General features: G+C 54.6%; 21 protein-coding genes. 6 read left to right on the top strand and 15 right to left on the bottom strand.

Features of this window, described 5'->3' with window-relative positions; translation table 11 throughout:
- Positions 1-12: 12 nt before the first annotated feature.
- The 5 genes from asnB to nagB all read right to left on the bottom strand — a co-directional run bounded on the left by asnB (position 13) and on the right by nagB (position 5959).
- A complete protein-coding gene (gene asnB / locus LOC22_RS16955; RefSeq protein WP_015571128.1) occupies positions 13-1677 on the bottom strand; it encodes an asparagine synthase B in 1665 nt (554 codons plus the stop codon).
- Between the two features lie 250 nt (positions 1678-1927).
- A complete protein-coding gene (nagD, locus tag LOC22_RS16960) occupies positions 1928-2680 on the bottom strand; it encodes a ribonucleotide monophosphatase NagD (RefSeq protein ID WP_003858667.1) in 753 nt (250 codons plus the stop codon).
- A 45-nt stretch (positions 2681-2725) separates the two neighbouring features.
- A complete protein-coding gene (gene nagC, locus LOC22_RS16965) occupies positions 2726-3946 on the bottom strand; it encodes a DNA-binding transcriptional regulator NagC (RefSeq protein WP_006809613.1) in 1221 nt (406 codons plus the stop codon).
- An 8-nt stretch (positions 3947-3954) separates the two neighbouring features.
- The gene (gene nagA, locus LOC22_RS16970; protein ID WP_023296119.1) at positions 3955-5103 is read right to left on the bottom strand and encodes an N-acetylglucosamine-6-phosphate deacetylase; all 1149 of its coding nucleotides are present in this window, start codon (positions 5101-5103) and stop codon (positions 3955-3957) included.
- 55 nt (positions 5104-5158) lie between these two features.
- Complete coding sequence (gene nagB, locus LOC22_RS16975) at positions 5159-5959, bottom strand: glucosamine-6-phosphate deaminase (RefSeq protein ID WP_003858663.1); 801 nt, start codon at positions 5957-5959, stop codon at positions 5159-5161.
- Positions 5960-6284: 325 nt separating this feature from the next.
- Here nagB and nagE point away from each other — a divergent pair, with 325 nt between their 5' ends.
- The 4 genes from nagE to chiQ all read left to right on the top strand — a co-directional run bounded on the left by nagE (position 6285) and on the right by chiQ (position 12289).
- Positions 6285-8234 carry a PTS N-acetyl glucosamine transporter subunit IIABC gene (gene nagE, locus LOC22_RS16980; protein ID WP_032652976.1) on the top strand — a complete coding sequence of 650 codons (1950 nt, stop codon included), beginning with the start codon at positions 6285-6287 and terminating at the stop codon, positions 8232-8234.
- 169 nt (positions 8235-8403) lie between these two features.
- Positions 8404-10071, top strand: coding sequence for a glutamine--tRNA ligase (gene glnS / locus LOC22_RS16985; RefSeq protein WP_015571127.1), 1668 nt, complete (start codon positions 8404-8406; stop codon positions 10069-10071).
- A 446-nt stretch (positions 10072-10517) separates the two neighbouring features.
- Positions 10518-11915 (top strand): chitoporin ChiP, encoded by a 1398-nt coding sequence (chiP, locus tag LOC22_RS16995; RefSeq protein WP_017694280.1) that lies wholly within the window; start codon positions 10518-10520, stop codon positions 11913-11915.
- A gap of 47 nt (positions 11916-11962) precedes the next feature.
- Positions 11963-12289, top strand: coding sequence for a ChiQ/YbfN family lipoprotein (gene chiQ, locus LOC22_RS17000; protein WP_032102682.1), 327 nt, complete (start codon positions 11963-11965; stop codon positions 12287-12289).
- A gap of 142 nt (positions 12290-12431) precedes the next feature.
- On the opposite strand, the gene fur is transcribed toward chiQ, so the two are convergent.
- The 4 genes from fur to ybfF form a co-directional block, all read right to left on the bottom strand.
- Positions 12432-12878, bottom strand: coding sequence for a ferric iron uptake transcriptional regulator (fur, locus tag LOC22_RS17005; protein WP_010428651.1), 447 nt, complete (start codon positions 12876-12878; stop codon positions 12432-12434).
- A 291-nt stretch (positions 12879-13169) separates the two neighbouring features.
- A complete protein-coding gene (gene fldA, locus LOC22_RS17010) occupies positions 13170-13700 on the bottom strand; it encodes a flavodoxin FldA (RefSeq protein WP_003858653.1) in 531 nt (176 codons plus the stop codon).
- Between the two features lie 155 nt (positions 13701-13855).
- Positions 13856-14143 (bottom strand): LexA regulated protein, encoded by a 288-nt coding sequence (gene ybfE, locus LOC22_RS17015; protein WP_003858652.1) that lies wholly within the window; start codon positions 14141-14143, stop codon positions 13856-13858.
- A gap of 128 nt (positions 14144-14271) precedes the next feature.
- A complete protein-coding gene (gene ybfF / locus LOC22_RS17020; protein ID WP_015571124.1) occupies positions 14272-15045 on the bottom strand; it encodes an esterase in 774 nt (257 codons plus the stop codon).
- A gap of 183 nt (positions 15046-15228) precedes the next feature.
- On the opposite strand from ybfF, the gene seqA reads away from it, so the two are divergent.
- Both seqA and pgm read left to right on the top strand, forming a co-directional pair.
- Complete coding sequence (gene seqA / locus LOC22_RS17025; RefSeq protein WP_003858650.1) at positions 15229-15774, top strand: replication initiation negative regulator SeqA; 546 nt, start codon at positions 15229-15231, stop codon at positions 15772-15774.
- Positions 15775-15798: 24 nt separating this feature from the next.
- A complete protein-coding gene (gene pgm / locus LOC22_RS17030) occupies positions 15799-17439 on the top strand; it encodes a phosphoglucomutase (alpha-D-glucose-1,6-bisphosphate-dependent) (protein WP_163358791.1) in 1641 nt (546 codons plus the stop codon).
- Positions 17440-17584: 145 nt separating this feature from the next.
- On the opposite strand, the gene potE is transcribed toward pgm, so the two are convergent.
- The 6 genes from potE to kdpC all read right to left on the bottom strand — a co-directional run bounded on the left by potE (position 17585) and on the right by kdpC (position 25669).
- A complete protein-coding gene (gene potE, locus LOC22_RS17035) occupies positions 17585-18898 on the bottom strand; it encodes a putrescine-ornithine antiporter (protein WP_003858648.1) in 1314 nt (437 codons plus the stop codon).
- Entirely contained in the window at positions 18895-21093 is a 2199-nt protein-coding gene (gene speF, locus LOC22_RS17040) for an ornithine decarboxylase SpeF (RefSeq protein ID WP_230239073.1), read from the bottom strand. The genes potE and speF overlap by 4 nt, the downstream gene beginning before the upstream one ends.
- A gap of 255 nt (positions 21094-21348) precedes the next feature.
- Positions 21349-21453 (bottom strand): leader peptide SpeFL, encoded by a 105-nt coding sequence (gene speFL, locus LOC22_RS17045; RefSeq protein ID WP_003858645.1) that lies wholly within the window; start codon positions 21451-21453, stop codon positions 21349-21351.
- A 278-nt stretch (positions 21454-21731) separates the two neighbouring features.
- On the bottom strand, positions 21732-22409 hold the full coding sequence (gene kdpE / locus LOC22_RS17050; protein ID WP_230239074.1) for a two-component system response regulator KdpE: 678 nt from the start codon (positions 22407-22409) through the stop codon (positions 21732-21734).
- Positions 22406-25093, bottom strand: a complete 2688-nt coding sequence (gene kdpD / locus LOC22_RS17055) for a two-component system sensor histidine kinase KdpD (protein ID WP_230239075.1) — start codon at positions 25091-25093, stop codon at positions 22406-22408. Before kdpD ends, kdpE begins: the two co-directional genes overlap by 4 nt.
- Positions 25094-25669 (bottom strand): potassium-transporting ATPase subunit KdpC, encoded by a 576-nt coding sequence (gene kdpC / locus LOC22_RS17060; RefSeq protein WP_015571119.1) that lies wholly within the window; start codon positions 25667-25669, stop codon positions 25094-25096.
- Positions 25670-25681: the final 12 nt, after the last annotated feature.

Genomic DNA, 25681 nt, shown 5'->3' on the forward strand with positions numbered 1-25681 from the left:
ATACTCTGAACATTATTTATAGGCAGACTGGTGAACGCCCACCGCGCGTCCTGACGGATCGTTCATCGCTTTGAATGATTCATCCCATTCAATGGCTTTAGCAGAAGAGCAGGCGACCGATGGGCCACCCGGTACGCACTCTGCTGCGCTTGGAACCGGGAACAGCTCCTCAAAGATCTCACGGTACAAATACGCTTCTTTCGAGGCTGGCGTGTTGTACGGGAAACGGAAGCTCGCAGTTTCCAGTTGTTGATCAGAAACCTGTTTCGCCGCCACCTCTTTCAGGGTGTCGATCCAGCTGTAACCCACGCCATCCGAGAACTGCTCTTTCTGACGCCACGCCACGCTCGCCGGCAGGTAGGATTCAAAACATTCTCGCAGGATATGTTTCTCCATTTTGCCGTTGCCGCACATTTTGTCCTGCGGGTTGATGCGCATCGCCACATCAAGGAATTTCTTATCGAGGAACGGCACGCGGGCTTCCACACCCCAGGCGGACATCGCTTTGTTGGCGCGCGCGCAGTCAAACATGTGCAGCGCCTGTAGCTTACGCACCGTTTCTTCATGCAGCTCTTTGGCGTTTGGCGCTTTGTGGAAATAGAGGTAACCGCCAAACACTTCGTCAGAACCCTCGCCGGAGAGCACCATCTTGATGCCCATCGCTTTGATCTTCCGCGACATCAAATACATCGGTGTGGAGGCGCGAATGGTGGTCACATCATAGGTTTCAATGTGATAGATCACATCGCGGATCGCATCCAGACCTTCCTGTACGGTGAAGTGAATTTCATGGTGCACCGTGCCGAGATGATTTGCCACTTCCTGGGCGGCTTTCAGGTCAGGTGCCCCTTCCAGACCCACGGCAAAGGAGTGCAGCTGCGGCCACCAGGCTTCAGAGCGCTCCTGATCTTCCACGCGACGTGCGGCGAATTTCTTGGTGATCGCGGAGATCACGGAGGAGTCCAGACCGCCGGAGAGCAGTACGCCGTAAGGTACGTCTGACATCAGGTGGCTTTTCACTGACTCTTCCAGGGCCTGACGCAGTTCGGCTTTGTCCGTCACGTTGTCTTTCACCGCCTCATAATCAAACCAGTCGCGCTGGTAGTACGGGCGGATCTCGCCGTCTTTACTCCACAGGTAGCTACCTGCCGGGAACTCTTTGATGGTGCGGCACACCGGTACCAGGGCTTTCATCTCTGAGGCAACGTAGAAGTTGCCGTGCTCATCGTGTCCCATGTACAGCGGGATAATACCGATATGGTCGCGGCCAATCAGGTAAGCGTCTTTTTCGCTGTCGTACAGCGCGAAGGCGAACATACCTTGCAGATCGTCGAGGAACTCCGGGCCTTTCTCCTGATACAGCGCCAGGATCACTTCGCAGTCTGAGCCGGTCTGAAACGCGTAGCGATCGCCGTACTCGGCGCGCAGCGCCTGATGGTTGTAAATTTCACCGTTAACAGCCAGCGCGTGCGTTTTTTTCTCGTTATACAGCGGCTGTGCGCCAGCGTTGACATCAACAATGGAGAGACGTTCATGAGCCAGAATCGCTTTATCGCTGGCGTATACGCCTGACCAGTCCGGACCGCGATGGCGCATCAGGCGGGACAATTCGAGTGCTTTTTTACGCAGTTCGCCCGCGTCAGTTTTAATATCCAGTACGCCAAAAATAGAACACATAACCTTCTCCGTTAACCCTGTTGCGTTGTGATGTTGCTTGCTTATGAAAATGCCGTAAAAGGGGGAGGGGGCGCAAGCGTTTTACCGATGAAAACGTAAAAAGTGCAATGGCGATTGCCGAATCTTAAAAAAAGAGTATGTCTTAAGCAATTCTATTGATGATTTCTCAATGAAGGGCTGATTTCGTTAGATGAAGTGATGTTTTCAGACGGCAGAAATGAAAAACCACGCCCTTAGGCGTGGTTCTGAATCAAATAACGTCGATTTCGTCGACAGAAGGGTAAATCCAGCTTGGCCGGAACGGCATCGTATCAATGTCATCAAGCTGTGAAACGCCAGAAAGCACCAGGATGGTTTCAAGCCCCGCCTGGAAGCCAGCCAGAATATCGGTACGCAGGTTGTCGCCCACAATGACGGTTTCTTCTGAGTGTGCCTGCATCGTATTCAGTGCGGCGCGGATGATCCACGGGCTCGGTTTACCGACAACAAACGGCTTACGACCCGAGATTTTTTCGATACCGGCGCAAAGCGCACCGCAGGCGGGATAAAAACCACGACCGTGCGTGTCCGGGTTGGTGGCGATAAAACGCGCACCGTTGGCGACAAAGTAGGCTGCCTTATGCATCATCTCCCAGTTAAAGGAGCGCGTTTCGCCCACGATGACAAAGTCCGGGTTCACGTCGGTGATGGTGAAGCCCGCTTTATACAGCTCGTGGATCAGCGCACCTTCACCAACGACATAGGCTTTTTTGCCTTCCTGACGCTTCAGGAAATCCGCGGTCGCCATCGCAGAGGTATAGAACACGCTGTCCGGGACGTTGACGCCTGCGGTAGCAAAGCGGTTTGCCAGATCCTGACCAGTCTGTGAAGGGTAGTTCGTGAGAAGAACCAGTGGCATTCCTTTGTCGATGATGCGGTGAAGAAACTCCGCAGCACCCGGCACGGCAACGTTGTCGTGCATCAGCACGCCGTCGATATCACAAATTACATTCTTAATGGTCATGGACAATCCGACATCAAAAAAAGAAGGCGTTACTATAAGGTCCGATCAGGATTCCAGCAAATGTTGCAGCAGGATCCCGTTGAGCATGGCACGTTTTACCAGGGCGAATGCGCCAATTGCCGAGCGGTGATCGAGCGTAGATCGCACCACCGGCAAATTCTGGCGAAATGCCTTCAGCGCCTGGGTATTGATGCAGCCTTCAATGGCGGGCAGTAACACTTTTTCGGCTTCAACGATCTCGCCGGCAATCACCACTTTCTGCGGATTAAACAGGTTGATGGCAATGGCGATGGTCTTACCCAGGTGGCGTCCTACCTGTTCGATCACTTCGCAGGCCAGCGCATCGCCTTTGTTTGCCGCTTTGCAGATGGCGCCGATCTTACAATCGTCCAGCGTGACGCGGCTCTGGTAACCCTGCTCCAGCAGATGGCGAACGCGATGTTCAATGGCGGCATTGGCGGCAACGGTTTCAAGACAGCCAAAGTTACCGCAGTGGCAGCGCTCGCCAAGCGGTTCCACCTGGATATGACCAATCTCGCCTACGTTACCGTTACGGCCAATAAAAATGCGGCCATTCGAGATGATGCCCGCACCTGTACCACGGTGAACGCGCACCAGAATAGAGTCTTCGCAGTCCTGGCTCGCACCAAAGTAGTGCTCCGCCAGCGCCAGCGAGCGAATATCGTGACCAACAAAGCAGGTCAGCTTGAAGCGCTTTTCCAGCGCCTCAACCAGCCCCCAGTTCTCTACCTTAATATGCGGCATGTAGCGAATAACGCCGCTTTCCGGGTCAACCAGGCCGGGCAAAATCACCGAGATGGCGATGAGTTCACGGATCTTGCGCTGACAGCTTTCGATGAAATGCGCAATGGTATTCAGCAACGCGTGTTCAAGCGTCTCCTGCGTGCGCTCAGGAAGGGGGTAGTGTTCTTCGGCAATGGCCTTGCTGCTCAGATCGTAGAGCGTAAGCGTGGTGTCATGACGTCCTAAGCGAACGCCAATGGCCTGAAAATTGCGGGTTTCCGTGACGATGGAAATCGCGCGGCGGCCCCCGGTGGAGGCCTGCTGATCGACTTCTTTGATCAGGCCGCGCTCAATGAGCTGACGTGTAATTTTTGTCACGCTGGCGGGAGCAAGCTGGCTTTGTTCGGCTATCTGAATGCGTGAGATTGGCCCGTGCTGGTCAATCAGGCGATAAACCGCCGCGCTGTTAAGTTGTTTAACGAGATCGACATTACCGATTTGAGCTTGTCCGCCTGGTGTCATACTTTTACTTACTCAGTGACGACCTCGTTACCATTAACGATGGTCTTAATAATTTTATAATCGTGTGTGAACGCCGTCAGGTTTGCAACCATACCTGGCGCAATACCGCCGAGCTGTTTATCGACGCCAATGGCGCGCGCCGGATAAAGCGTGGCCATGCGCAGCACTTCCTCAAGCGCGATGCCGCAATGTTCAACGAGGTTACGTACCCCTTCGATCATCGTCAGAGAAGAACCGCTCAGCGTGCCGTTCTCATCCACACACAGTCCATTCCGGTAGTATATTGTTTTACCAGCAAAAATGAACTGGTCAATATTCGCCCCTGCCGGAGCGGTAGCATCCGTCACAAGGCAGAGCTTGTCGCCTTTCAGGCGTTTGGCGTTGCGGATGTTGGTGTAATCGACATGCAAGCCGTCGGCGATAATGCCGCAGTAGACGTCTGGTTCATCCAGAATGGCGCCAACCAGTCCCGGTTCGCGGCCAGTAATATAGGGCATCGCGTTATAAAGGTGTGTGGCAAACGTAATGCCTGCGCGGAAACCGGCCTTCGCCTCTTTCAGCGTCGCGTTCGAATGGCCCGCAGACACCACAATCCCGGCGGCGGCCAGTTTGCTGATAACGTCCGTGCCGGTCATTTCCGGGGCCAGCGTTACTTTGGTGATCACATCGGCATTGGCGCACATGTAATCCACCAGCTCGGCATCCGGTTTGCGCACGTAGTTTGGGTTATGGGTGCCTTTCTTGACCATATTCAGCCATGGTCCTTCCAGGTGCAGGCCCAGCGCCTGATTCGGATGTTTTGCCAGGTATTCGCGCATGACGCGGATACCCTGTTTCATCAGGTCATCGCTGCTGGTGATCAGCGTTGGCAGATAGCTGGTGCAGCCCGATTTCTCGTTGGCTTTTTGCATGATTTCCAGCGTTTCAACCGATACCGCCTCTGCGGTATCGTTAAACTGGACACCGCCGCAGCCGTTAAGCTGTACGTCGATGAAACCGGGGGAGATTACTGCTCCATTGAGGGAACGCTGTTCGATCTCCGGCGGCAGTTCCGCCAGCGGGCAAACACGTTCAATCAGGCCATTGGCGATTACAATCGCATGGTCATCCAGAATTTCATGGCCGGTATAAATCCGACCGTGGGTTAAAGCGTACATATCGACCCCCGGTTAAAAAAAGCGACCGCCTCGGATAAAAGAGGCGGTTATTCAATTACAGACCTTTGATGTTCTCAGCTTCCAGCTCGTTGAAGTATTTCAGCGTTTTCACTTTCAGCTCCATGGTGGACGGTTCGTCACACACGACAACCGCTTTTGGATGCAGCTGTAAGCAGCTGATCGTCCACATATGGTTCACGTTGCCTTCAACGGCAGCCTGAAGCGCTTGCGCTTTCACCGCGCCCAGCACCAGAATCATCACTTCTTCGGCATCCAGCAGCGTGCCCACGCCCACGGTCAGCGCGTATTTAGGCACCTGATTGACGTCGCCGTCAAAGAAGCGGGAGTTAGCCACGCGCGTATCATGGGTCAGCGTTTTAATACGGGTACGGGAAGCCAGTGAAGATGCCGGTTCGTTGAACGCGATATGACCATCGTTGCCTACGCCGCCCATAAACAGGTGGATTTTACCGTAGGAACGGATTTTTTCTTCATACTGACGGCATTCTGCGTCAATATCAGGCGCGTTTCCATTCAGCAGGTTAATGTTTTCAGCCGGAATATCAACGTGATCGAAGAAATTACGGTGCATAAAGCTGTGGTAACTTTCCGGATGTTCCTTCGGCAGGCCGACATATTCGTCCATGTTGAAGGTCACAACGTGTTTAAAGCTAACCTGGCCCGCTTTGTGCATTTCAACCAGAGCTTTATACGCGGTCAGGGGCGTGCCGCCGGTTGGAAGACCGAGAACGAAAGGACGATCGGCTGTTGGTTTGAATGCGTTGATGCGGTTAACGATATGACGAGCAGCCCATTTTCCGACTTGTTCAGCTGTTGCCAGGGGAATCAGTCTCATTATTCACCTCTAAAGTTTAAGTAAAAGTGGGCGGATGATTAGTGCAACCTGAACTAAGCGTAACCTGGAACCTTTCAGGCCGGATCAATCCGTCTTGATTTTTTGAATGATAAAATAAGTTTTCGTCGTTAGCCAGTGAAAGGGAGGGTTTAATACGATATTTGGTGACAATAATCACAAAAAATAGGTGTTTAATTTGCGATACGAATTAATTTTTCACACACTCACACTGCCAGTGAATCATCAACTGTATCTATCGTTCGTGACACAATAAAAACATAGTTTATGCGCGAGTCTTAACAAAGGGTCTCGTAGGGGGAATAGGATGAATATTTTAGGTTTTTTCCAGCGCCTCGGTAGGGCTTTGCAGCTCCCTATCGCCGTGCTACCGGTTGCAGCGTTGCTGCTGCGATTCGGGCAACCCGATCTTCTTAACGTGCCGTTTATCGCCCAGGCAGGCGGCGCAATTTTTGACAACCTGGCGCTGATTTTCGCCATCGGTGTGGCGTCAAGCTGGTCAAAAGACAGCGCTGGTGCCGCGGCACTGGCAGGGGCTGTCGGTTACTTCATCCTCACGAAAGCGATGGTAACCATCAACCCTGAAATCAATATGGGTGTGCTGGCAGGTATCATTACCGGCCTGGTGGGTGGCGCCGTGTACAACCGTTGGGCAGGTATCAAACTTCCTGACTTCCTGAGCTTCTTCGGCGGTAAACGTTTTGTGCCGATTGCGACGGGCTTTTTCTGTCTGATCCTCGCCGCCATCTTTGGCTACGTTTGGCCACCGGTGCAGCATGCTATCCATGCGGGTGGCGAGTGGATCGTGTCTGCGGGCGCAATGGGCGCGGGCATCTTCGGTTTCATTAACCGTCTGCTGATCCCAACCGGTCTGCATCAGGTACTGAACACCATCGCCTGGTTCCAGATTGGTGAGTTCACCAACGCGGCCGGCGCGGTATTCCACGGTGATATCAACCGCTTCTACGCAGGCGACGGCACCGCGGGCATGTTCATGTCTGGCTTCTTCCCAATCATGATGTTTGGTCTGCCTGGCGCGGCGCTGGCAATGTACCTGGCTGCGCCGAAAGCGCGTCGCCCAATGGTTGGCGGGATGCTGCTGTCCGTTGCGATCACCGCCTTCCTGACCGGCGTGACCGAGCCACTGGAATTCCTGTTCATGTTCCTGGCTCCGCTGCTGTATCTGATGCACGCGATCCTGACCGGTATCAGCCTGTTCGTCGCCACCCTTCTGGGTATCCATGCTGGCTTCTCCTTCTCCGCAGGCGCCATCGACTATGTGTTGATGTACAACCTGCCGGCGGCAAGCAGCAACGTCTGGATCCTGATGGTGATGGGCCTGATCTTCTTCGTTATCTACTTCGTTCTGTTCAGCGCGGTTATTCGTATGTTTAACCTGAAGACGCCGGGCCGCGAAGATACGAAAGATGATGTTGTGACCAGTGAAGCCAACAGCAATACCGAAGAGGGTTTAACCCAGCTGGCAACCAACTACATTGCCGCTGTGGGTGGCACCGACAACCTGAAAGCGATCGATGCCTGTATTACCCGTCTGCGTCTGACCGTAGGTGACTCCGCGCGCGTGAGCGATGCAATGTGCAAACGCCTGGGTGCGTCTGGTGTGGTGAAACTGAACAAACAAACCATCCAGGTTATCGTGGGTGCGAAAGCCGAATCTATCGGCGATGAAATGAAAAAAGTGGTTGCCCGTGGGCCGGTCGCTGCCGCCTCAACGGATAACGCGGCAGTGGCTGACGCGCCGGTTGCAAAACCGCAGGCTGTGCCAAACGCGGTGACCATCGCTGCGCTGGTTTCTCCGGTGACAGGTGACGTTGTTGCGCTTGAGCAGGTGCCTGACGAAGCGTTCGCCAGCAAAGCGGTCGGTGACGGCGTGGCGGTGAAACCAACGGACAAAACCGTGGTCTCTCCGGCTGCCGGTACTATCGTGAAAATCTTCAACACCAACCACGCGTTCTGCCTGGAAACGGAAAAAGGCGCGGAGATCGTTGTCCATATGGGTATCGATACCGTTGCGCTGAACGGTCAGGGCTTTACTCGTCTGGTGGAAGAGGGTGCTGAAGTGGCGGCAGGTCAGCCGATTCTGGAAATGGATCTGGACTTCCTGAATGCCAACGCGCGCTCCATGATAAGCCCGGTCGTGTGCAGCAACATCGACGACTTCAGCGGTCTGGTGATCCAGGCGCAGGGTCAGGTGGTTGCAGGCCAGACGCCACTGTATGAGATTAAAGGCAAGTAATCGCTCCTGAGTAGAGTTATGCCTTTAGCGGCGGGGGATATCCTCCGCCGCTTTTTTTTGCAGCAATTGCCCCCATTATTTTCTTCCGGGACGTTTTAAGGGTTGTCACTACGTCCGGCTTATAAGATCATATGCCGTTATACGTTGTTTACGCTTTGAGGAATCCACGATGAGTGAGGCAGAAGCCCGCCCGAGTAACTTTATTCGTCAGATCATCGATGAAGATCTGGCCAGTGGTAAGCACACCACAGTCCACACGCGTTTCCCGCCGGAGCCAAATGGCTACCTGCACATTGGTCACGCCAAATCGATCTGCCTGAACTTTGGTATTGCGCAAGATTACCAGGGGCAGTGCAACCTGCGTTTCGATGACACCAACCCAGTAAAAGAAGACATCGAATACGTTGAGTCGATTAAAAACGACGTGCAATGGCTGGGCTTCAACTGGTCTGGCGATATCTGCTACTCCTCAGACTATTTCGATCAGCTGTATGCCTATGCGGTTGAACTGATTAACAAAGGTCTGGCATACGTTGACGAGCTGTCTGCTGACGAAATCCGTGAATACCGCGGTACGCTGACTCAGCCTGGTAAAAACAGCCCGTTCCGCGATCGTAGCGTGGAAGAGAACCTGGCGCTGTTTGAAAAAATGCGTGCCGGTGGCTTCGAAGAAGGTAAAGCGTGTCTGCGTGCCAAAATCGATATGGCGTCTCCGTTCATCGTGATGCGCGATCCGGTGCTGTACCGCATTAAGTTCGCTGAACACCACCAGACCGGTAACAAGTGGTGCATCTACCCGATGTACGACTTCACCCACTGCATCAGCGATGCGCTGGAAGGCATTACGCACTCTCTGTGCACGCTGGAATTCCAGGACAACCGTCGTCTGTACGACTGGGTGCTGGATAACATCACCATTCCTGTGCATCCGCGTCAGTACGAGTTCTCTCGTCTGAACCTGGAATACACCGTGATGTCCAAGCGTAAGCTGAACCTGCTGGTCACCGACAAGCACGTTGAAGGCTGGGACGACCCGCGTATGCCGACCATCTCTGGCCTGCGTCGTCGTGGCTATACCTCGGCGTCCATTCGTGAGTTCTGCAAACGTATTGGCGTTACCAAGCAGGACAACACCATCGAAATGGCGTCTCTGGAATCCTGCATTCGTGAAGACCTGAACGAAAACGCGCCGCGCGCGATGGCAGTGATCGATCCAGTGAAACTGGTCATCGAAAACTATCCGCAGGGCGGAAGCGAACTGGTCTCGATGCCTAACCATCCGAATAAACCGGAAATGGGTACCCGCGACGTGCCGTTCAGCGGTGAAATCTGGATCGATCGCGCCGACTTCCGCGAAGAAGCGAACAAGCAGTACAAGCGTCTGGTGCTGGGCAAAGAAGTGCGTCTGCGTAACGCCTATGTAATCAAAGCCGAGCGCGTAGAGAAAGATGCGGAAGGTAACATCACGACCATCTTCTGTACGTACGACGCAGAGACGCTGAGTAAAGATCCGGCGGATGGCCGTAAAGTGAAAGGTGTGATCCACTGGGTGAGTGCGCAGCATGCGCTGCCGGTTGAGATCCGTCTCTACGATCGTCTGTTCAGCGTACCTAACCCAGGCGCTGCGGAGGACTTCCTGGCGGTTATCAACCCTGAGTCGTTGATTATCAAACAGGGGTATGCCGAGCCGTCTCTGAAAGCCGCTGAAGCCGGTAAAGCGTTCCAGTTTGAACGTGAGGGTTACTTCTGCCTGGACAGCCGTTACAGCACGGCGGAAAAACCGGTATTTAACCGTACCGTCGGTCTGCGTGATACCTGGACTAAGATCGGCGAATAATAACGCTGGCATGGTCAATGAGAAACAAACGCCGCGTAATGCGGCGTTTTTTTATTTAACGATCATGTCGTTAAGCATCGGGATGATGAATTAAAGCCAACATTCCAGGTCAATGTGGTGCTACTTATTTTATTTAAAAAAGTTTGTTGTTTTCCAAAAACAGAAACGCTGAAAAATATATTCACAATATCAATGTTACTTACTGAAAATTAGCGCATTCCCCCGCCAGTACTTGCTTTCCGGTAAATGTTACAAAGCACTACGAAATATGTGCTCTTCGTCATAATCCTGACTTTTGCCTGATTAAAAGCATTGATAATTCGCGCCGCGAAAAATAACCTAAAGACGGTAGTTAATTCGAGGGTATTTCTGACTACCCCTGACCACTTGGTCTTTTCTGTTTTTCGCCGTTTAAGGCGTTTTAATTCGTCAAAGAGGAATAATCTATGCGTACGTTCAGTGGCAAACGTAGTGCGCTGGCGCTGGCTATCGCCGGTGTGACAGCAATGTCGGGCCTGGTGGTTGCGCCAGAGGCAAAAGCAGCAGGTTTCATCGAAGATTCCACCCTCACGGGCGGTATTTATTACTGGCAGCGTGAGCGTGACCGTAAAGACGTCACTGAAGATAAATACAAAACCAACCTTTCTCACTCGACCTGGAACGCCAACCTTGATTTCCAGTCGGGATATGCCGCCGATATGTTCGGGATCGATATTGCAGCGTTCACCGCAATTGAAATGGCCGAAAATGGCGACAGCGGCCATCCGAACGAAATTGCGTTCTCCTCCAGCAATAAAGCCTACGACGAAGACTGGTCCGGCGATAAAAGCGGAATCAGCCTGTATAAAGCGGCTGCAAAATTCAAATATGGTCCGGTCTGGGCGCGTGGAGGTTATATCCAGCCAACCGGCCAGACGCTGTTAGCACCGCACTGGAGCTTTATGCCAGGTACCTATCAGGGTGCGGAAGCCGGTGCTAATTTTGACTACGGCGATGCGGGGGCGTTGAGCTTCTCCTATATGTGGACCAACGAGTACAAAGCGCCGTGGCACATTGAGATGGACAAGTTCTATCAGAATGATAAAAAAACCAAAGTTGATTATCTCCACTCGCTGGGGGCGAAGTACGACTTCAAAAACGATCTGGTGCTGGAAGCTGCTTTTGGTCAGGCTGAAGGCTATATCGATCAGTACTTTGCTAAAGCCAGCTACAAATTTGATATCGCGGGTAGCCCGCTGAGCACCAGCTATCAGTTCTACGGTACGCGCGACAAAGTCAGTGATGGCAGCGTAAATGATATCTATGACGGCACCGCGTGGTTACAGGCGCTGACCTTCGGCTACAAGGTAGGTCAGGTTGATTTACGTCTGGAGGGAACATGGGTCAAGGCAGAAGGGCAGCAGGGCTACTTCCTGCAACGTATGACGCCAACCTACGCCTCTTCCAATGGTCGTCTGGATATCTGGTGGGATAACCGCTCTGACTTTAACGCCGACGGCGAAAAGGCGGTCTTCTTCGGCGCAATGTATGACCTGAAGAACTGGAACCTGCCTGGCTGGGCGGTGGGTGCGTCCTACGCGTACGCCTGGGACGCGAAGCCAGCAGATATGGCTACGCCAGACGCCTACTACGATCCGAATTACCGTCTGAAAGAGTCTTCATACAGTCTGGATGCGATTTACACCCTTCAGGAGGGCCGTGCGAAAGGCACGATGTTCAAACTGCACTTCACCCAGTATGACAACCACTCCGATATCCCGAGCTACGCGGGCGGTTACGGCAACATCTTCCAGGATGAACGTGACGTGAAATTCATGGTCATTGCGCCATTCACAATCTTCTGATGAACACGCTGGCGGGCGAAATCCCGCCTGCATGGAGACTGCATATGATGAAAAAAATGGTAATCGTTGCGCTGCTGGCATCGGGGCTGGTGGCGTGTGCGCAGGATCAGGCGCAGAAAGAAGACTCCCGTCTGAAGGAGGCGTATAGCGCCTGCATCAATACAGCACAAGGATCGCCAGAGAAGATTGAAGCCTGCCAGAGCGTGCTGAATGTGCTGAAAAAAGAGAAAGCGCATGAGCAGTTTGCGACGCAGGAAAATGTTCGCGTGATGGATTACCAGGCCTGTATCCAGGCGCGGAAAAGCGGTAACGATCAGGAAGTGGCGAAGCGTTGCGATAAGATCTGGGACGAGATTCGCAATAACAATAAATAAGTTGCTTTACGCCCGGTGGCGCTGCGCTTACCGGGCCTACAACGGTGTCACAGCCCGTAGGCCCGGTAAGCGCAGCGCCACCGGGCTTTTTTCAGGCAAAAAAAAGCCAACCTTACGGCTGGCTCAGAGTATAAACACGATATTATTTCGCGTCGTGCGCGTGGTCGTCTTCGCGGCAATCGCCTTCAGCGCAGTGACCGTACAGGTACAGGCTGTGGTTGGTCAGGCGGATGCCATGACGGGCGGCGATTTCACGCTGGCGTGATTCAATGGAATCATCGCTAAATTCAATGACCTTGCCACAGTCGAGGCAGATCAGGTGATCGTGGTGATGCTGCTGAGTCAGCTCGAACACGGATTTACCGCCTTCGAAATTATGACGAGTAACAATGCCCGCGTCATCAAACTGGTTCAGCACACGATAGACGGTTGCCAGCCCAATCTCTTCACCCATATCGATAAGACGCTTATAAAGGTCTTCCGCACTGACATGGTGATTGTCTGGCCCCTGAAGCACTTCAAGGATTTTTAACCGAGGAAGCGTTACTTTCAGGCCAGCTTTCTTTAATGCGGTATTGTTGTCAGTCATGCGGAATCTGTCCTGTTGCTAAACGATTCACTTCAAAAGAAGAAGTGACAGAAAATGCACTTGGGATAATGCGTCTCATTATAGAACTGCCATGGCTAAATGAAAACTGCAAGTCTCAAGCAAAGTATGCTTATAAAAACGTGGTATCACCAACAAACTTGTTCGATGGCACCCACTTTTTACCAGGGGGATATTGTACAGGTCTGGGCGAAAAAGTTAAAAGTTTGTAGCAATTAATTTAATCGGTTCTACCTGGAAAACGGGCGCAACCGGAGTTGCGCCGCAGGGATATCAGGCGTTAAGGATATCGTCCAGGTTCAGCTCTTCACGAACCTGCTTAACCCATTTTTCTACACGCTCAGCGGTCAGCTCTGGCTGACGGTCTTCATCAATGGCCAGGCCAACGAAGTGATCGTCATCTGCCAGACCTTTGGACGCTTCGAAATGGTAACCCGCCGTTGGCCAGTGACCGACGATCGCCGCACCGCGTGGCTCAATGATGTCGCGAATAGTGCCCAGCGCATCACAGAAATACTCAGCATAGTCTTCCTGATCGCCACAGCCAAACAGGGCAACCAGCTTGCCGTTGAAGTCTACTTCTTCCAGCGTCGGGAAGAAATCGTCCCAGTCACACTGTGCTTCACCGTAGTACCAGGTCGGGATGCCCAGCAGCAGGATGTCATAGCCCTCGAGATCTTCTTTGCTGCTCTTGGCGATGTCATGCACATCAGCAACGTCTTTACCGAGCTGTTTTTGAATGTTTTTTGCGATATTTTCAGTATTGCCGGTATCACTGCCAAAGAAAATGCCGATGATTGCCATGAGTAAAATAACCTCTTGAAACTTAATGGTATGGTGGCGCAAATTGTCCACGGATAAGGGCAATAATAGCAGAACAGGCAACCCTGCGGAAACAGCTATCACGCAGGACTGCACTCTGTGCTACATGAAAAAGGTAATATTGGGGATTTTCTGACTCACGCCTTGCCGCGTAACGTCTCAAGCTGGGCGATCAGCATCTCTTCGATCAGTTCGCTGCGGCTGATGTTGCGCGCGTCAGCTAACTCGTTAAGCGCATCGACGGCATCGGCATTCAGCTTCAGTTCGACACGCTTAAGCCCACGATTTTTATCGCGTTTAAGCTGGTTGCGTTTATTGATACGCAGCTGTTCATCGCGCGAAAGCGGATTCGTTTTCGGTCGTCCCGGTCGACGCTCATTCGCGAACAGATCTAGTGTCGTACGGTCCGTTTGTTCTTTGGCCATGATTCTGAGACTTCGGGGGAAACACGCCGCCCTGCTAATGCCCGGGCGATAAGCGCGCCATCATACATCACCCAAATCCACACGCCAACGACTGGAAGCCCGTCGTCTTCCGGTCGCTGGCTTTTTAATCAATTCGCTGTATCAGTAAGATAGCGGCGAATGGCGCGCAGGACGGCATCCGGTTTTTCCGCGTGTACCCAGTGCCCGGCACCCGCAATAACGTGAGCGCGAGCCTGCGGGAATTGCGCCAGCAGCGTGTCACGGTACGCATCAGTGACGTAAGGGGAGTTGCCGCCGCGAATAAAAAGGGTAGGGTGCGGCCAGGCGGGGACGGTTTCCCAGCCCACAATATGCGAATACTGATCCCACAATACCGGGACGTTAAAGCGCCATTGTCCGTCAACAAACGATTTCAGCAGGAACTGGACCACGCCTTCCTCATCAAGATGCTCACGCATAACGGCAGCCGCCTGCTGGCGGGTTGCGACACCCGCTTCGGTGACCGCATTGATGGCGGCAAAAATCTCATCGTGACGGCGAACGTCGTAATTGACGGGCGCAACGTCGATGACCACCAGCCCGGAAATTCGCTCAGGGGCCAGCGCAGTGAGCGCCATCACCGCTTTGCCGCCCATTGAATGCCCGATAAGCGTCGCTTTCTGGATATTATTCGCATCGAGGGTGTCCCGCAGATCCTGCGCCATGGCTGCGTAGGTCATCTCCTCCGAGCGCCCAGAAAGACCGTGATTGCGCATATCAACCTGGAGGATCGCGTGATCGGCCACTAAATCGCGCGCAAGCACACCCAGATTATCCAGGCTACCAAACAGGCCGTGAACCAGTACGATGGGAGAATTATTGTTCGGCGATTGTGCAGTTTGCGCTCGGGTATTCAATTTCATGGCAAAGTTCTTTTTTTAGGTTTATCAGGTTAGGGTATCATGTTGACCATTCTGCCGCCCGGGGGCAAGGATCCAGTTTAATCTGACTTTTGCCGCCAACCTGGTTTGACGCTATCCGCTGTTGGGATTTGACCTTATAATCTCAACGACTTGTATTCAGATAAGATATCGCACTGGATTAAGATGAAAACAATCGAAGTTGATGACGAACTCTATCAGTATATTGCCAGCCAGACGCGGCATATTGGGGAGAGCGCGTCCGACATTTTACGGCGCATGCTTAAAATTTCCGCCGCCTCACAGCCCACTCCTGTCACTAAAGATGTCGTGTCTCAGCCGAGCGTTGTTGCACAAGTAAAACCTGCCGTCATGCCGGCAAAAGACAAAGTGCGCGCGATGCGCGAGCTGCTGCTGTCCGATGAATATGCCGAGCAGAAAAAGGCGGTTAACCGCTTTATGCTGGTGCTGTCTACACTTTACTCACTGGATAACAACGCATTTGCAGAAGCGACAGAGTCGCTGCACGGTCGCACGCGCGTTTACTTCGCAGGCGACGAGCAGACCCTGCTGCAAAATGGCAACCAAACCAAGCCCAAACACGTTCCCGGTACACCATACTGGGTGATCACCAACACCAATACGGGCCGTAAGTGCAGCATGATCGAACATATCATGCAGTCCATGCAGTTCCCGGCGGAATTGATCGAAAAGGTTTGCGGTACAATTTAACCCTTGCATCAGAAGGACCAGGCAATGGCAAATCACAGCCGTGCAGGACAACCTGCACAACAAAGCGATTTGATTAACGTCGCTCAACTGACCGCGCAGTACTACGTGCTGAAGCCGGTGGTGGGCAACGCAGAACACGCAGTGAAGTTTGGTACATCTGGCCACCGCGGTAGTGCGGCGCGCCACAGCTTTAACGAACCGCACATTCTGGCCATTGCTCAGGCCATCGCGGAAGAGCGCGCCAAAAATGGCGTCACCGGTCCGTGCTATGTAGGGAAAGATACCCACGCCCTGTCTGAACCTGCTTTTATCTCCGTGCTGGAAGTGCTGGCGGCGAACGGCGTAGACATGATTGTTCAGGAGAACAACGGTTTCACGCCAACGCCAGCGGTTTCTAACGCTATTCTGGTACACAACAAAAAAGGTGGCGCGCAGGCTGACGGCATTGTGATCACCCCGTCCCACAACCCACCGGAAGATGGCGGCATCAAGTACAACCCACCTAACGGTGGCCCGGCGGATACCAACGTCACGAAAGTGGTGGAAGATCGTGCCAACGCGTTACTGGCTAACGGTCTGAACGGTGTGAAACGCATCTCGCTGGATGAAGCCATGGCCTCCGGCCACGTGAAAGAGCAGGATCTGGTGCAGCCGTTCGTGGAAGGGCTGGCGGATATCGTCGATATGGCCGCTATCCAGAAAGCCGGTCTGAAGCTGGGCGTGGATCCACTGGGCGGCTCCGGCATTGAATACTGGAAACGCATTGCCGAGCACTACAAGCTGGATCTGACCATCGTGAACGATCACGTCGATCAGACCTTCCGCTTTATGCACCTGGACAAAGACGGCGCGATCCGTATGGACTGCTCCTCCGAATGCGCAATGGCTGGCCTGCTGGCGCTGCGCGACAAGTTCGATCTGGCGTTTGCCAACGACCCGGACTACGACCGCCACGGTATCGTCACCCCGGCAGGGCTGATGAACCCGAACCACTACCTGGCTGTTGCAATCAATTATCTCTTCCAGCACCGTCCGCAGTGGGGCAAAGAGGTCGCGGTGGGTAAAACGCTGGTCTCTTCCGCTATGATTGACCGTGTGGTCGACGCACTGGGTCGCAAGCTGGTGGAAGTGCCGGTGGGCTTCAAGTGGTTTGTTGACGGTCTGCACGACGGCAGCTTCGGCTTTGGCGGTGAAGAGAGCGCGGGGGCATCCTTCCTGCGCTTCGACGGCACCCCATGGTCAACCGATAAAGACGGCATCATCATGTGCCTGCTGGCGGCGGAAATCACCGCGGTCACCGGTAAGAACCCGCAGGAACATTACAACGAGCTGGCGGAACGTTTTGGTGCGCCAAGCTATAACCGTATTCAGGCTAGCGCCACGTCTGCGCAAAAAGCAGCTCTGTCAAAACTCTCTCCGGAGATGGTCAGTGCCAGTACCCTGGCAGGTGACCCGATCACCGCGCGTCTGACGGCGGCGCCGGGTAACGGCGCATCCATCGGCGGCCTGAAAGTGATGACCGAAAACGGCTGGTTCGCCGCGCGTCCATCCGGTACGGAAGATGCGTACAAAATCTATTGCGAAAGTTTCCTCGGCGCTGAGCATCGTCAGCAGATTGAGAAAGAAGCGGTAGAGATTGTCAGCGAAGTGCTGAAAAACGCGTAAGTCGTGATCTGGTGCGGGCTGATGCCCTCACCCCGGCCCTCTCCCACTGGGAGAGGGAGAAAACATAAAAAACGGCAACCTCAGGGTTGCCGTTTTGCATTGACCTCGTAGGCCCGGTAAGCGCCAGTGCCACCGGGCTTCTTTTTTAACTATGTTTATTCTTCAGTTCAAACCGTGGTGAGACCAGACCGTACAGCGTCCAGCCCATGAATGTCACCATCGCCCCATACAGCATCGCCTCCTGACCGGACGAGTAGAGCGCATAGAAGCTGTAAATCGCCCCAATCAGCGCCACGATATTGGCCGCCCGGGCTTTGCGCGGATCCACCTTCGCCACCTTCTGAATAATCACCAGCGCCGCCATCGACAGAATGTACGGAATGATGTTCGTCACCACCGCCAGGTTGACCAGCACGTTAAACTGGCTGTTCAGCGACGGGCTAATGGTCATCAGCGACAATCCGCTCTGGAAGATGACAATCGCCAGCATACCCTGCACCGGTGCATCCGCTTTGGTGACGCGGGAGAAGATTTTCGGGAAATAACCTTCGTCAGCGGAAGATTTGAATACCTGGGCGATGGTGAACTGCCAGCCCAGCAGCGAGCCGCAGCAGGACATCACCATCAGTCCCATGATCACTTTCCCTACCTCCGGCGTAAACATCTGCGCAAACGCCAGTCCGAACGGCGCCGTGGAGTTAGCCAGATCCATGTTGGGCACAATTCCCGCAATCACGTTGGTCGAGACGATATAGATCACCGCCGCCCCCAGCGTCCCGCCGAGTACCGCGATCGGCACATTTTTCTCCGGGTTTTCCACCACTTCCGCATTCGCACAGGCCGACTCCAGCCCGAGGAAGGCCCACAGCGTCATGGCGATGGACGATCCCACGGCGGTGAAGAACGGTACGTGATGCGGATTCCAGGAATTGGCGTACAGCGTCGGGCTGAACCAGAACCAGCCGATGATGCACAGGCCGACAACCGGGATGATGACGCCCCAGACGGTGATGCTGCTGAGCTGTCCGGTGATGCGCGCGCCGCCAAAGTTAGCGACGGTGCAGATCCAGAGCACGCCGATGGTCGCCAGCCCAATTTGCACCGGGGTCAGCGTCGCGCCAAACAGCTCTGTGCCGTAACCGACAGCGGAAATGGCAATCGCCACATTGGCGATCAGCAGCGACACGCCATAGGTATAGTTCGCCATAAAGTTACCGGACTTACCAAACGCATATTCGGCATAGCCGCCCATGCCGCCGGACTTGCGGCTGAACATACCGCACTTGGCAAACGCCCACGCCAGCGCCATCGAACCCACGGCGGTAACAAGCCAGGAGATAATCGAAATCGTCCCCACTTCAGCGAGCTTGGTGGGGAGCATGATGATCCCCGAACCCATCATATTCACCATGGTGAGAATAGTGAGCTGCACCACGCCCATCTTGTTGGCCTTACTCATAATTTTTCTCCTTTCAGCAGCGATGGCTGAGCGGCAGGTTGTTTGATGACGTAGCAGCGCACCTGTTTGCGACCGTCACACTCCTCGACGTAAACCCCCTGTAACTCCGGCGCAAAACCCGGCAGCAGATTGATCCCGTCTTCCAGCGCGGCGAAATAGCGCAGCACGGAACCGCCCCAGACTTCTCCCGGCACCACGCACAACACCCCCGGTGGGTAAGGCAGCGCGCCTTCCGCGGCGATACGGCCTTCCGCGTCGCGCAGGGACACCAGCTCGACCTCACCGCGCAGATAGGCATAGTTCGCCTCCTGCGGGTTCATCATGACGCGTGGGAAGTGAGACTTGCGGAACATCTCTTTTTGCAGTTGCTTCACGTTATGGCGGGCGTAGAGGTCATGCATCTCCTGACAAATCTGACGCAGGGTATAATCCGCATAACGTTCCGGATGTTGCTTATAAAGAGAGGGCAGAACCTCTTTCAGCGGCACATCGCTCTGGAGCAGTTTTTCGAAGCGCACCAGCTGGGCGACGAGCTGCTGCAATTTGCCCATGTCCTCCGCCGGGGTGAGCAGGAACAGAATGGAATTGAGGTCGCATTTTTCCGGCACGATGCCGTTTTCACGCAGGAAGTTGGCGAGGATGGTCGCGGGCACGCCGAAATCATCGTACTCACCGGTGCGGGCGTTGATGCCCGGCGTAGTCAGCAGCAGTTTGCAGGGATCGATAAAATACTGATGCTCGGCATATCCCTCAAAGGCGTGCCAGCGTTCGCCCGGAACGAAATGGAAGAAGCGCAGATCGGTAGCAATCTCGGCCGTATCCCAGCTTTCCCATTGACGGCCATCCACCGTCTCCGGCACGAACGGACGAATAAACTGACAGTTCTGAAGGATCAGTTTCCGCGCTTCGATACCCGTCACCACGCAGTCCATCCACATGTTGCGCCCACTTTGCCCCTCGTGCATGCGGGCGTTGATATCCAGGGCGGCAAACAGCGGATAAAACGGGCTGGTGGAGGCGTGCATCATAAAGGCGTTGTTGAGGCGTTTATGCGGGACATAGCGCGGCTGGCCTTTTATGTGGCTGTCCTTCTTATGGATTTGCGAGGTTTGCGAGAAGCCCGCCTGCTGCTTATGCACCGACTGGGTCACCAGAATGCCCGGATCGTTTTCGTTCAGCTCCAGCAGCAGCGGCGAGCAGTCGGCCATCATCGGGATAAACTGCTCGTAACCCACCCAGGCGGAGTCAAACAGAATGTAATCGCACAGGTGACCAATCTTATCCACCACCTGACGGGCGTTATAAATGGTACCGTCGTAGGTGCCCAGCTGGATCACCGCCAGACGGAACGGACGTTCATCCCGCGCACGGCCAGGCGCGACCTCTGACACCAGCTCCCGCAGGTAGCTCTCGTCGAAACAGTGTGCGTCGATACCGCCGATAAACCCGTACGGGTTGCGCGCCGTTTCCAGATACACCGGCGTCGCGCCCGCCTGTAACAGCGCCCCGTGGTGATTAGATTTATGGTTATTGCGATCGAACAGCACCAGATCGCCTGGTGTGAGCAGGGCATTGAGCACCACCTTGTTGGAAGAGGAGGTGCCGTTCAGCACGAAGTAGGTTTTATCCGCATTAAAGACTTTTGCCGCATGCTGCTGGGCGATGCATGGCGCGCCTTCGTGGATCAGCAGATCGCCCATTGCCACGTCGGCATTGCACAGATCGGCGCGGAAAAGCGTTTCGCCAAAGAAATCGACAAACTGGTTTCCGGCCGGATGGCGGCGGAAGAACTGGCCTCCCTGATGTCCGGGGCAGTCAAACGCGCTGTTCCCCTGCTGGACGTAATCGACCAGCGCGCGGAAGAACGGCGGGCGGAGCTGGGTTTCGTACTTCTGCGCAGCCGCTTCAAGCTGGCGTCCGTAGTACGCATTGCTGGTGTCGGAGTACTCAAAAACGCCGTGAATACGCGACAGAAATTCAGCCGGAACCCTTTCTTCTTTATGCGTGGCAATAAACACCGGGATACCGAATCCCGTGGCTTCTATTTCTTCTATGGCGCCATTGAAAATATCGCTGACGGCCAGAACCACGGCTGCCACATCAATATAATCCGATGCGGTGATATCCACGATGTCGCGCGAAGTGGTAAAGCATTCAGGGCAGGCACGGCTGACGGCAATTTTTAACGTTTTCATCTTTATCTCTTTATTTCAGGCAATATGGGGCCCTCGACTTCTTGCGGTAAAGAAATCGATTATTTCCGGAAAAAAAAGCAAAGCGTGTCCGCTGATACGAAATCAGTTAATTGCTTTTTTGCTGAGTAGAATTCAGTCCGCCCGGTTGCGGAGAATCTGAATCACAGGGAGTGAGCGCAGGTGTTCACAGGCAACAGCCTGTAAAATAGCGTTTTTCAGGATAACCTGTAAGCAGATGCGCCAGAAGTCGAAGGACTACCGGGCGTTAAAGAGATGAAAGTCAAAACAGTTACGGTGGGCAAACATCATGATATGTGTTGTCCGCCTTATATGGGGCATTAAACGATTATTGTTTTCCATGTTCAGTTTCCTTTCAGTAATTGAAAGCATGGTCATTTTATCCAGGAAAAAGGGATTAACTGTGAAACAGATCACCAATAACCGATCATTTCAGAAATAATTAGTCGTTTTCAGTGAATAACGCAGATCAAAATGCTGTTTTGTTGGTTTGGTGTTAAATAGATGTTTTAATTGTGTTTAAAGAGGGCGAATATAGCCATGAAAATAATCTCATCGTTATTTTCATGGCTATATTCAGGCTGGTATGTTTTTTATTTAAAATTAAAGTGAATACTTATTCATATCATAAACCGATATCCGATACCGGTTTCTGTTAATAAATGACGAGGACGCGCGGGATCGGCTTCAAGTTTCTGGCGAAGGTGTCCCATATAAATGCGTAAATAGTGACTATGCTCGACAGCATTCGGTCCCCAGACCTGGCTTAACAGCTGTCGCTGCGTTAACACTTTTCCGTGGTTATTGAGCAGCACGGCCAGCAGCCGAAATTCGATAGGCGTAAGGTGGATCTCTTCTTCCCCTCGCACGATGCGGCGGGCGGCAAGATCGACGCGGATATCGCCAAAGGCGTACACCGGATCGGAAGGGGACGTGGCACTGTGTCGACGCAGCGCCACACGAAGCCGGGCCTGTAACTCGCCAATGCCAAACGGTTTGATCAGATAATCATCCGCTCCGGCATCCAGCGCGGCGATTTTATCCGTCTCTTCGGTGCGGGCAGAGAGCACCAGAATGGGCATCTGGCTCCACTGACGCACTTCACGAATAAAATCGATGCCGTCGCCATCCGGAAGTCCCAGATCCAGGATCACCAGATCTGGCTTGCGGGTGGCGGCTTCAATTAACCCCCGTTGAAGCGTACCGGCTTCATGCACGCGCAAGCCGTCGCCTTCCAGCGCGGTACGCAGAAATCGGCTGATAGCGCGCTCATCTTCAACAATCAGAACGTTAATCACAAATCCTCTGGTAATTCATCAAGTTCTGGTGGGGTTTCAAGAGGAAGTGTAACACAAAAGCGTGCCCCACCTTCCGGGCGGTTCTCTGCGGAAATGGTGCCACCATGCACGTCGACAATCGCCTGGCAGATCGCCAGACCCAGCCCAACGCCCGGAATGGCGGATTCCTTATTACCGCGCGCAAATTTTTCGAATATGGCGCGCTCCTGACCAGCCGGAATACCCGGCCCGGTATCCCAGACGTCGAGCCGCAGCACACGTTTATCCACCCTGGCAGCAATCCCCAGCCGGGCCTTTGTCCCGGCGTATTTAGCCGCGTTTTCCAGCAGATTAATCAGCACGCGCTCAAACAGCGGGCCATCCACATGGATTAACGTCAGGGGTTCCGGCATGTCCAGCTCAATATGGCGCCCGCCGAGACCCGGCTCCAGCATCTTCAGCGCACTGCCGACAACCTCCTCAAGGGTGAGCCACTCTTTTTTGAGGTTAAACCCGCCGGACTGAATGCGCGCCATGTCCAGCAGGTTGTTCACCAGGCGCGTGGTATTCAGCACGTGCTGGCGAATTTCGCTGGCCTGCATCGCGTGCTTTGATCCTTCCGCCGCCAGATCCAGCGTCAGAATTTCGGACTGGCCAAACAGCACGGTAAGCGGGGTGCGCAAATCGTGAGACAGCGCTGCCAGCAGCGAATTGCGAATACTTTCGCGCTCGCTTGCCAGCCGCGCCTGCTCTTCGCTGGCGGTGAGCGCCAGCCGTTCAAGGGCGCTGGCGACCAGCAGGGTGAAGGTTTCCAGCAGGCGCTGCTGCTCTGGGATCATCAGCTGACGCAGGTTAGACGGCTCGACGATGACCAGCCCGTGATTCTTATCCGCGCTGCGCAGCGGCAGGATCTGGTAAGGCACGCCGGGCAGCGTGTCGGTGCCGGCGCCGGCAGGTAACCCCTTATCGAAACTCCAGCGGGCAATCGCTTCATCCCAGGGCGTCATCCCCGAAGGGGAGGTCAGCGGGCGAAGGCGCCCCTGTTCGTCGGGGAGCAAAATCAGGTTACTGGCATGAAAGGTCGAACGAATAAACTGCTCGCTGGTCTGCACGATATCTCGCTGCGTGCGGCCAACCGCCAGCGATTTTGACATTTCATACAGATGGCGCGTGCGCTGCTCGCGATAGCGGGCAATGCGTGCCTGGTAGCGTACGCCTGCCGTCAGATTCCCGATCACCAGCCCGACGGTAAGCATCACGGCAAAAGTCAGAATGTACTGCACGTCCGAGACAGCAAGCGTCCCGCGCGGAGCGATAAAAAAAAGGTCGAAGCTGATGACGTTGATCACCGTTGCCAGCACCGACGGCCAGCGGCCATAAAAGAGCGCGACCACAACGACGCCGAGCAGATAAATCATGACCAGATTGGCGGCGTCGAAGGCGATGAGCCACTGGCTGGCAATCACCGTAATCAGGGCGCAAAGGACCACGGCCACCAGGCAACCCCGGATCTGAATGCGCCATTTATCGCCAAAGGTGCGAGCATCCGGCGTACGGTTGGGCAGAGGGGCGGGCTTGTCATCCAGCGCGACGATGACTAAATCAAGATCCGGCGCGCGGCGGGCCAGCCTGTCGGCAAAAGATTCGCGGCTAAACCAGCGGCGATGCTGTCGATGTCCAATGACAATCTTGCCCAGGTTGTGCTCGCGCGCGTAGCGCAGAATGGCTTTATCTTCCTGCGGTTCGGAAAGGGTGGCGGTTTCGGCACCCAGCTCCTGCGCCAGCCGCAGCGCGCTCAAAATGGCGCGACGCTGATTTTCTGGCAGACCATGCAGCTGCGGCGTTTCGACGTAGACCGCGTGCCAGACGCTGCCAAATTTCGCTGCCAGCCGGGCGGCGGTGCGAACCAGTTTTTCGTTGCCGCTGCCGTGACCAATGCATAACAGAATGGCGTCCCGCGTGTGCCAGACGCGCTCTTGTCCCTGTAGGTCTCGCCAGGCGCGCATCTGGTCATCAACGCGATCGGCGGTGCGGCGCAGGGCCAGCTCGCGCAGGGCAATCAGGTTTCCTTTGCGGAAAAAATGTTCGATGGCGCGTTCGGCCTGGCCGGCAATATACACTTTGCCTTCGTGCAGGCGCTGGCGCAGATCGTCCGGCGGCAGGTCAACCAGTACGACTTCATCGGCAGAATCAAAAAACGGATCGGGGACGGTTTCCCGCACCTGGATACCGGTTACGCCGCTCACTACGTCGTTCAGGCTTTCCAGATGCTGAACATTCACCGTGGTGAAGACGTCAATGCCTGCCTCAAGCAGCTCCTCAACATCCTGCCAGCGCTTCGGATGGCGGGAGCCTGGCGCATTGCTGTGCGCCAGTTCGTCCATCAGGATCAGGGCAGGGCGGCGGGCGAGGGCGGCATCAAGATCAAACTCCGTGACCAGCCGCCCGCGATGGCTGATACGCTGGGGCGGCTGCGTCGCCAGCCCCGTCAGCAGCGCAGCCGTCTCTTTGCGACCGTGGGTTTCCACCACGCCGATGAGAATATCAAGCCCCTGCGCCCGAAGCCGCTGGGCTTCCGTCAGCATAGCGAAGGTTTTCCCGACGCCCGCGCAGGCGCCGAAGAAAATTTTCAGCTTGCCGCGGTGGGCTTCAGCCGTCTGTTCAAGCAGCCTGTCCGGATCCGGGCGCATGGGCTCGTCGGTCATTTAGTTCTTCCTTAGCGCGTCCAGCGCCAGATTCAGCTCAACAATGTTCACTACCGGCATGCCGATGAAGCTGACCAGCGGCTTTTGCGTATGTTCTGCAACCAGCTGGCTCACCTGCTCGACGGTCAGCTGACGGGCGGCTGCCACGCGTGGGATCTGCCACACCACCGCATCCGGCGTCAGGCTGTAATCCAGCCCGCTCGCGGAAGCGGTGATCAGCTCAACCGGCACCTCACGGCTGGCCTGCGGATTCGCGGCGCGCAGGGCGGCAACGCGTTCAGCAACGGCTTTGTCCAGGTCAGGATTACTGCCAGCCAGATTGCTGCCGCCGGAGGCCATTGGATTATACGGGCTTTCCGCAGTGGCGGAAGGGCGTCCCTGGAAGTAGCGCGGGTCCGTAAAGTTCTGCCCAATCAGACGCGAGCCGCGGTTTTCACCGTTCTGGATAATCAGCGAGCCGTTGGCCTGATCTTTAAACCACCACTGGCCCAGCGCGGTAGTCATCAGCGGGTAAAGCCCGCCGGTAATCAGAGACAGCAGAATAAACAACAGTATAGCGGGACGTAACATCGTCATTGGATCCACCTT

This window comes from Enterobacter sp. AN-K1 (assembly GCF_020971765.1).
GTDB classification, from domain to species: Bacteria; Pseudomonadota; Gammaproteobacteria; order Enterobacterales; family Enterobacteriaceae; genus Enterobacter; species Enterobacter hormaechei_C.

Bases quoted from the DNA above. Each gene is read 5' to 3' on its own strand.
- asnB (WP_015571128.1), bottom strand. From the start codon at position 1,677: ATGTGTTCTATTTTTGGCGTACTGGATATTAAAACTGACGCGGGCGAA.
- nagD (WP_003858667.1), bottom strand. From the start codon at position 2,680: ATGACCATTAAGAATGTAATTTGTGATATCGACGGCGTGCTGATGCAC.
- nagC (WP_006809613.1), bottom strand. From the start codon at position 3,946: ATGACACCAGGCGGACAAGCTCAAATCGGTAATGTCGATCTCGTTAAA.
- nagA (WP_023296119.1), bottom strand. From the start codon at position 5,103: ATGTACGCTTTAACCCACGGTCGGATTTATACCGGCCATGAAATTCTG.
- nagB (WP_003858663.1), bottom strand. From the start codon at position 5,959: ATGAGACTGATTCCCCTGGCAACAGCTGAACAAGTCGGAAAATGGGCT.
- nagE (WP_032652976.1), top strand. From the start codon at position 6,285: ATGAATATTTTAGGTTTTTTCCAGCGCCTCGGTAGGGCTTTGCAGCTC.
- glnS (WP_015571127.1), top strand. From the start codon at position 8,404: ATGAGTGAGGCAGAAGCCCGCCCGAGTAACTTTATTCGTCAGATCATC.
- chiP (WP_017694280.1), top strand. From the start codon at position 10,518: ATGCGTACGTTCAGTGGCAAACGTAGTGCGCTGGCGCTGGCTATCGCC.
- chiQ (WP_032102682.1), top strand. From the start codon at position 11,963: ATGAAAAAAATGGTAATCGTTGCGCTGCTGGCATCGGGGCTGGTGGCG.
- fur (WP_010428651.1), bottom strand. From the start codon at position 12,878: ATGACTGACAACAATACCGCATTAAAGAAAGCTGGCCTGAAAGTAACG.
- fldA (WP_003858653.1), bottom strand. From the start codon at position 13,700: ATGGCAATCATCGGCATTTTCTTTGGCAGTGATACCGGCAATACTGAA.
- ybfE (WP_003858652.1), bottom strand. From the start codon at position 14,143: ATGGCCAAAGAACAAACGGACCGTACGACACTAGATCTGTTCGCGAAT.
- ybfF (WP_015571124.1), bottom strand. From the start codon at position 15,045: ATGAAATTGAATACCCGAGCGCAAACTGCACAATCGCCGAACAATAAT.
- seqA (WP_003858650.1), top strand. From the start codon at position 15,229: ATGAAAACAATCGAAGTTGATGACGAACTCTATCAGTATATTGCCAGC.
- pgm (WP_163358791.1), top strand. From the start codon at position 15,799: ATGGCAAATCACAGCCGTGCAGGACAACCTGCACAACAAAGCGATTTG.
- potE (WP_003858648.1), bottom strand. From the start codon at position 18,898: ATGAGTAAGGCCAACAAGATGGGCGTGGTGCAGCTCACTATTCTCACC.
- speF (WP_230239073.1), bottom strand. From the start codon at position 21,093: ATGAAAACGTTAAAAATTGCCGTCAGCCGTGCCTGCCCTGAATGCTTT.
- speFL (WP_003858645.1), bottom strand. From the start codon at position 21,453: ATGGAAAACAATAATCGTTTAATGCCCCATATAAGGCGGACAACACAT.
- kdpD (WP_230239075.1), bottom strand. From the start codon at position 25,093: ATGACCGACGAGCCCATGCGCCCGGATCCGGACAGGCTGCTTGAACAG.
- kdpC (WP_015571119.1), bottom strand. From the start codon at position 25,669: ATGACGATGTTACGTCCCGCTATACTGTTGTTTATTCTGCTGTCTCTG.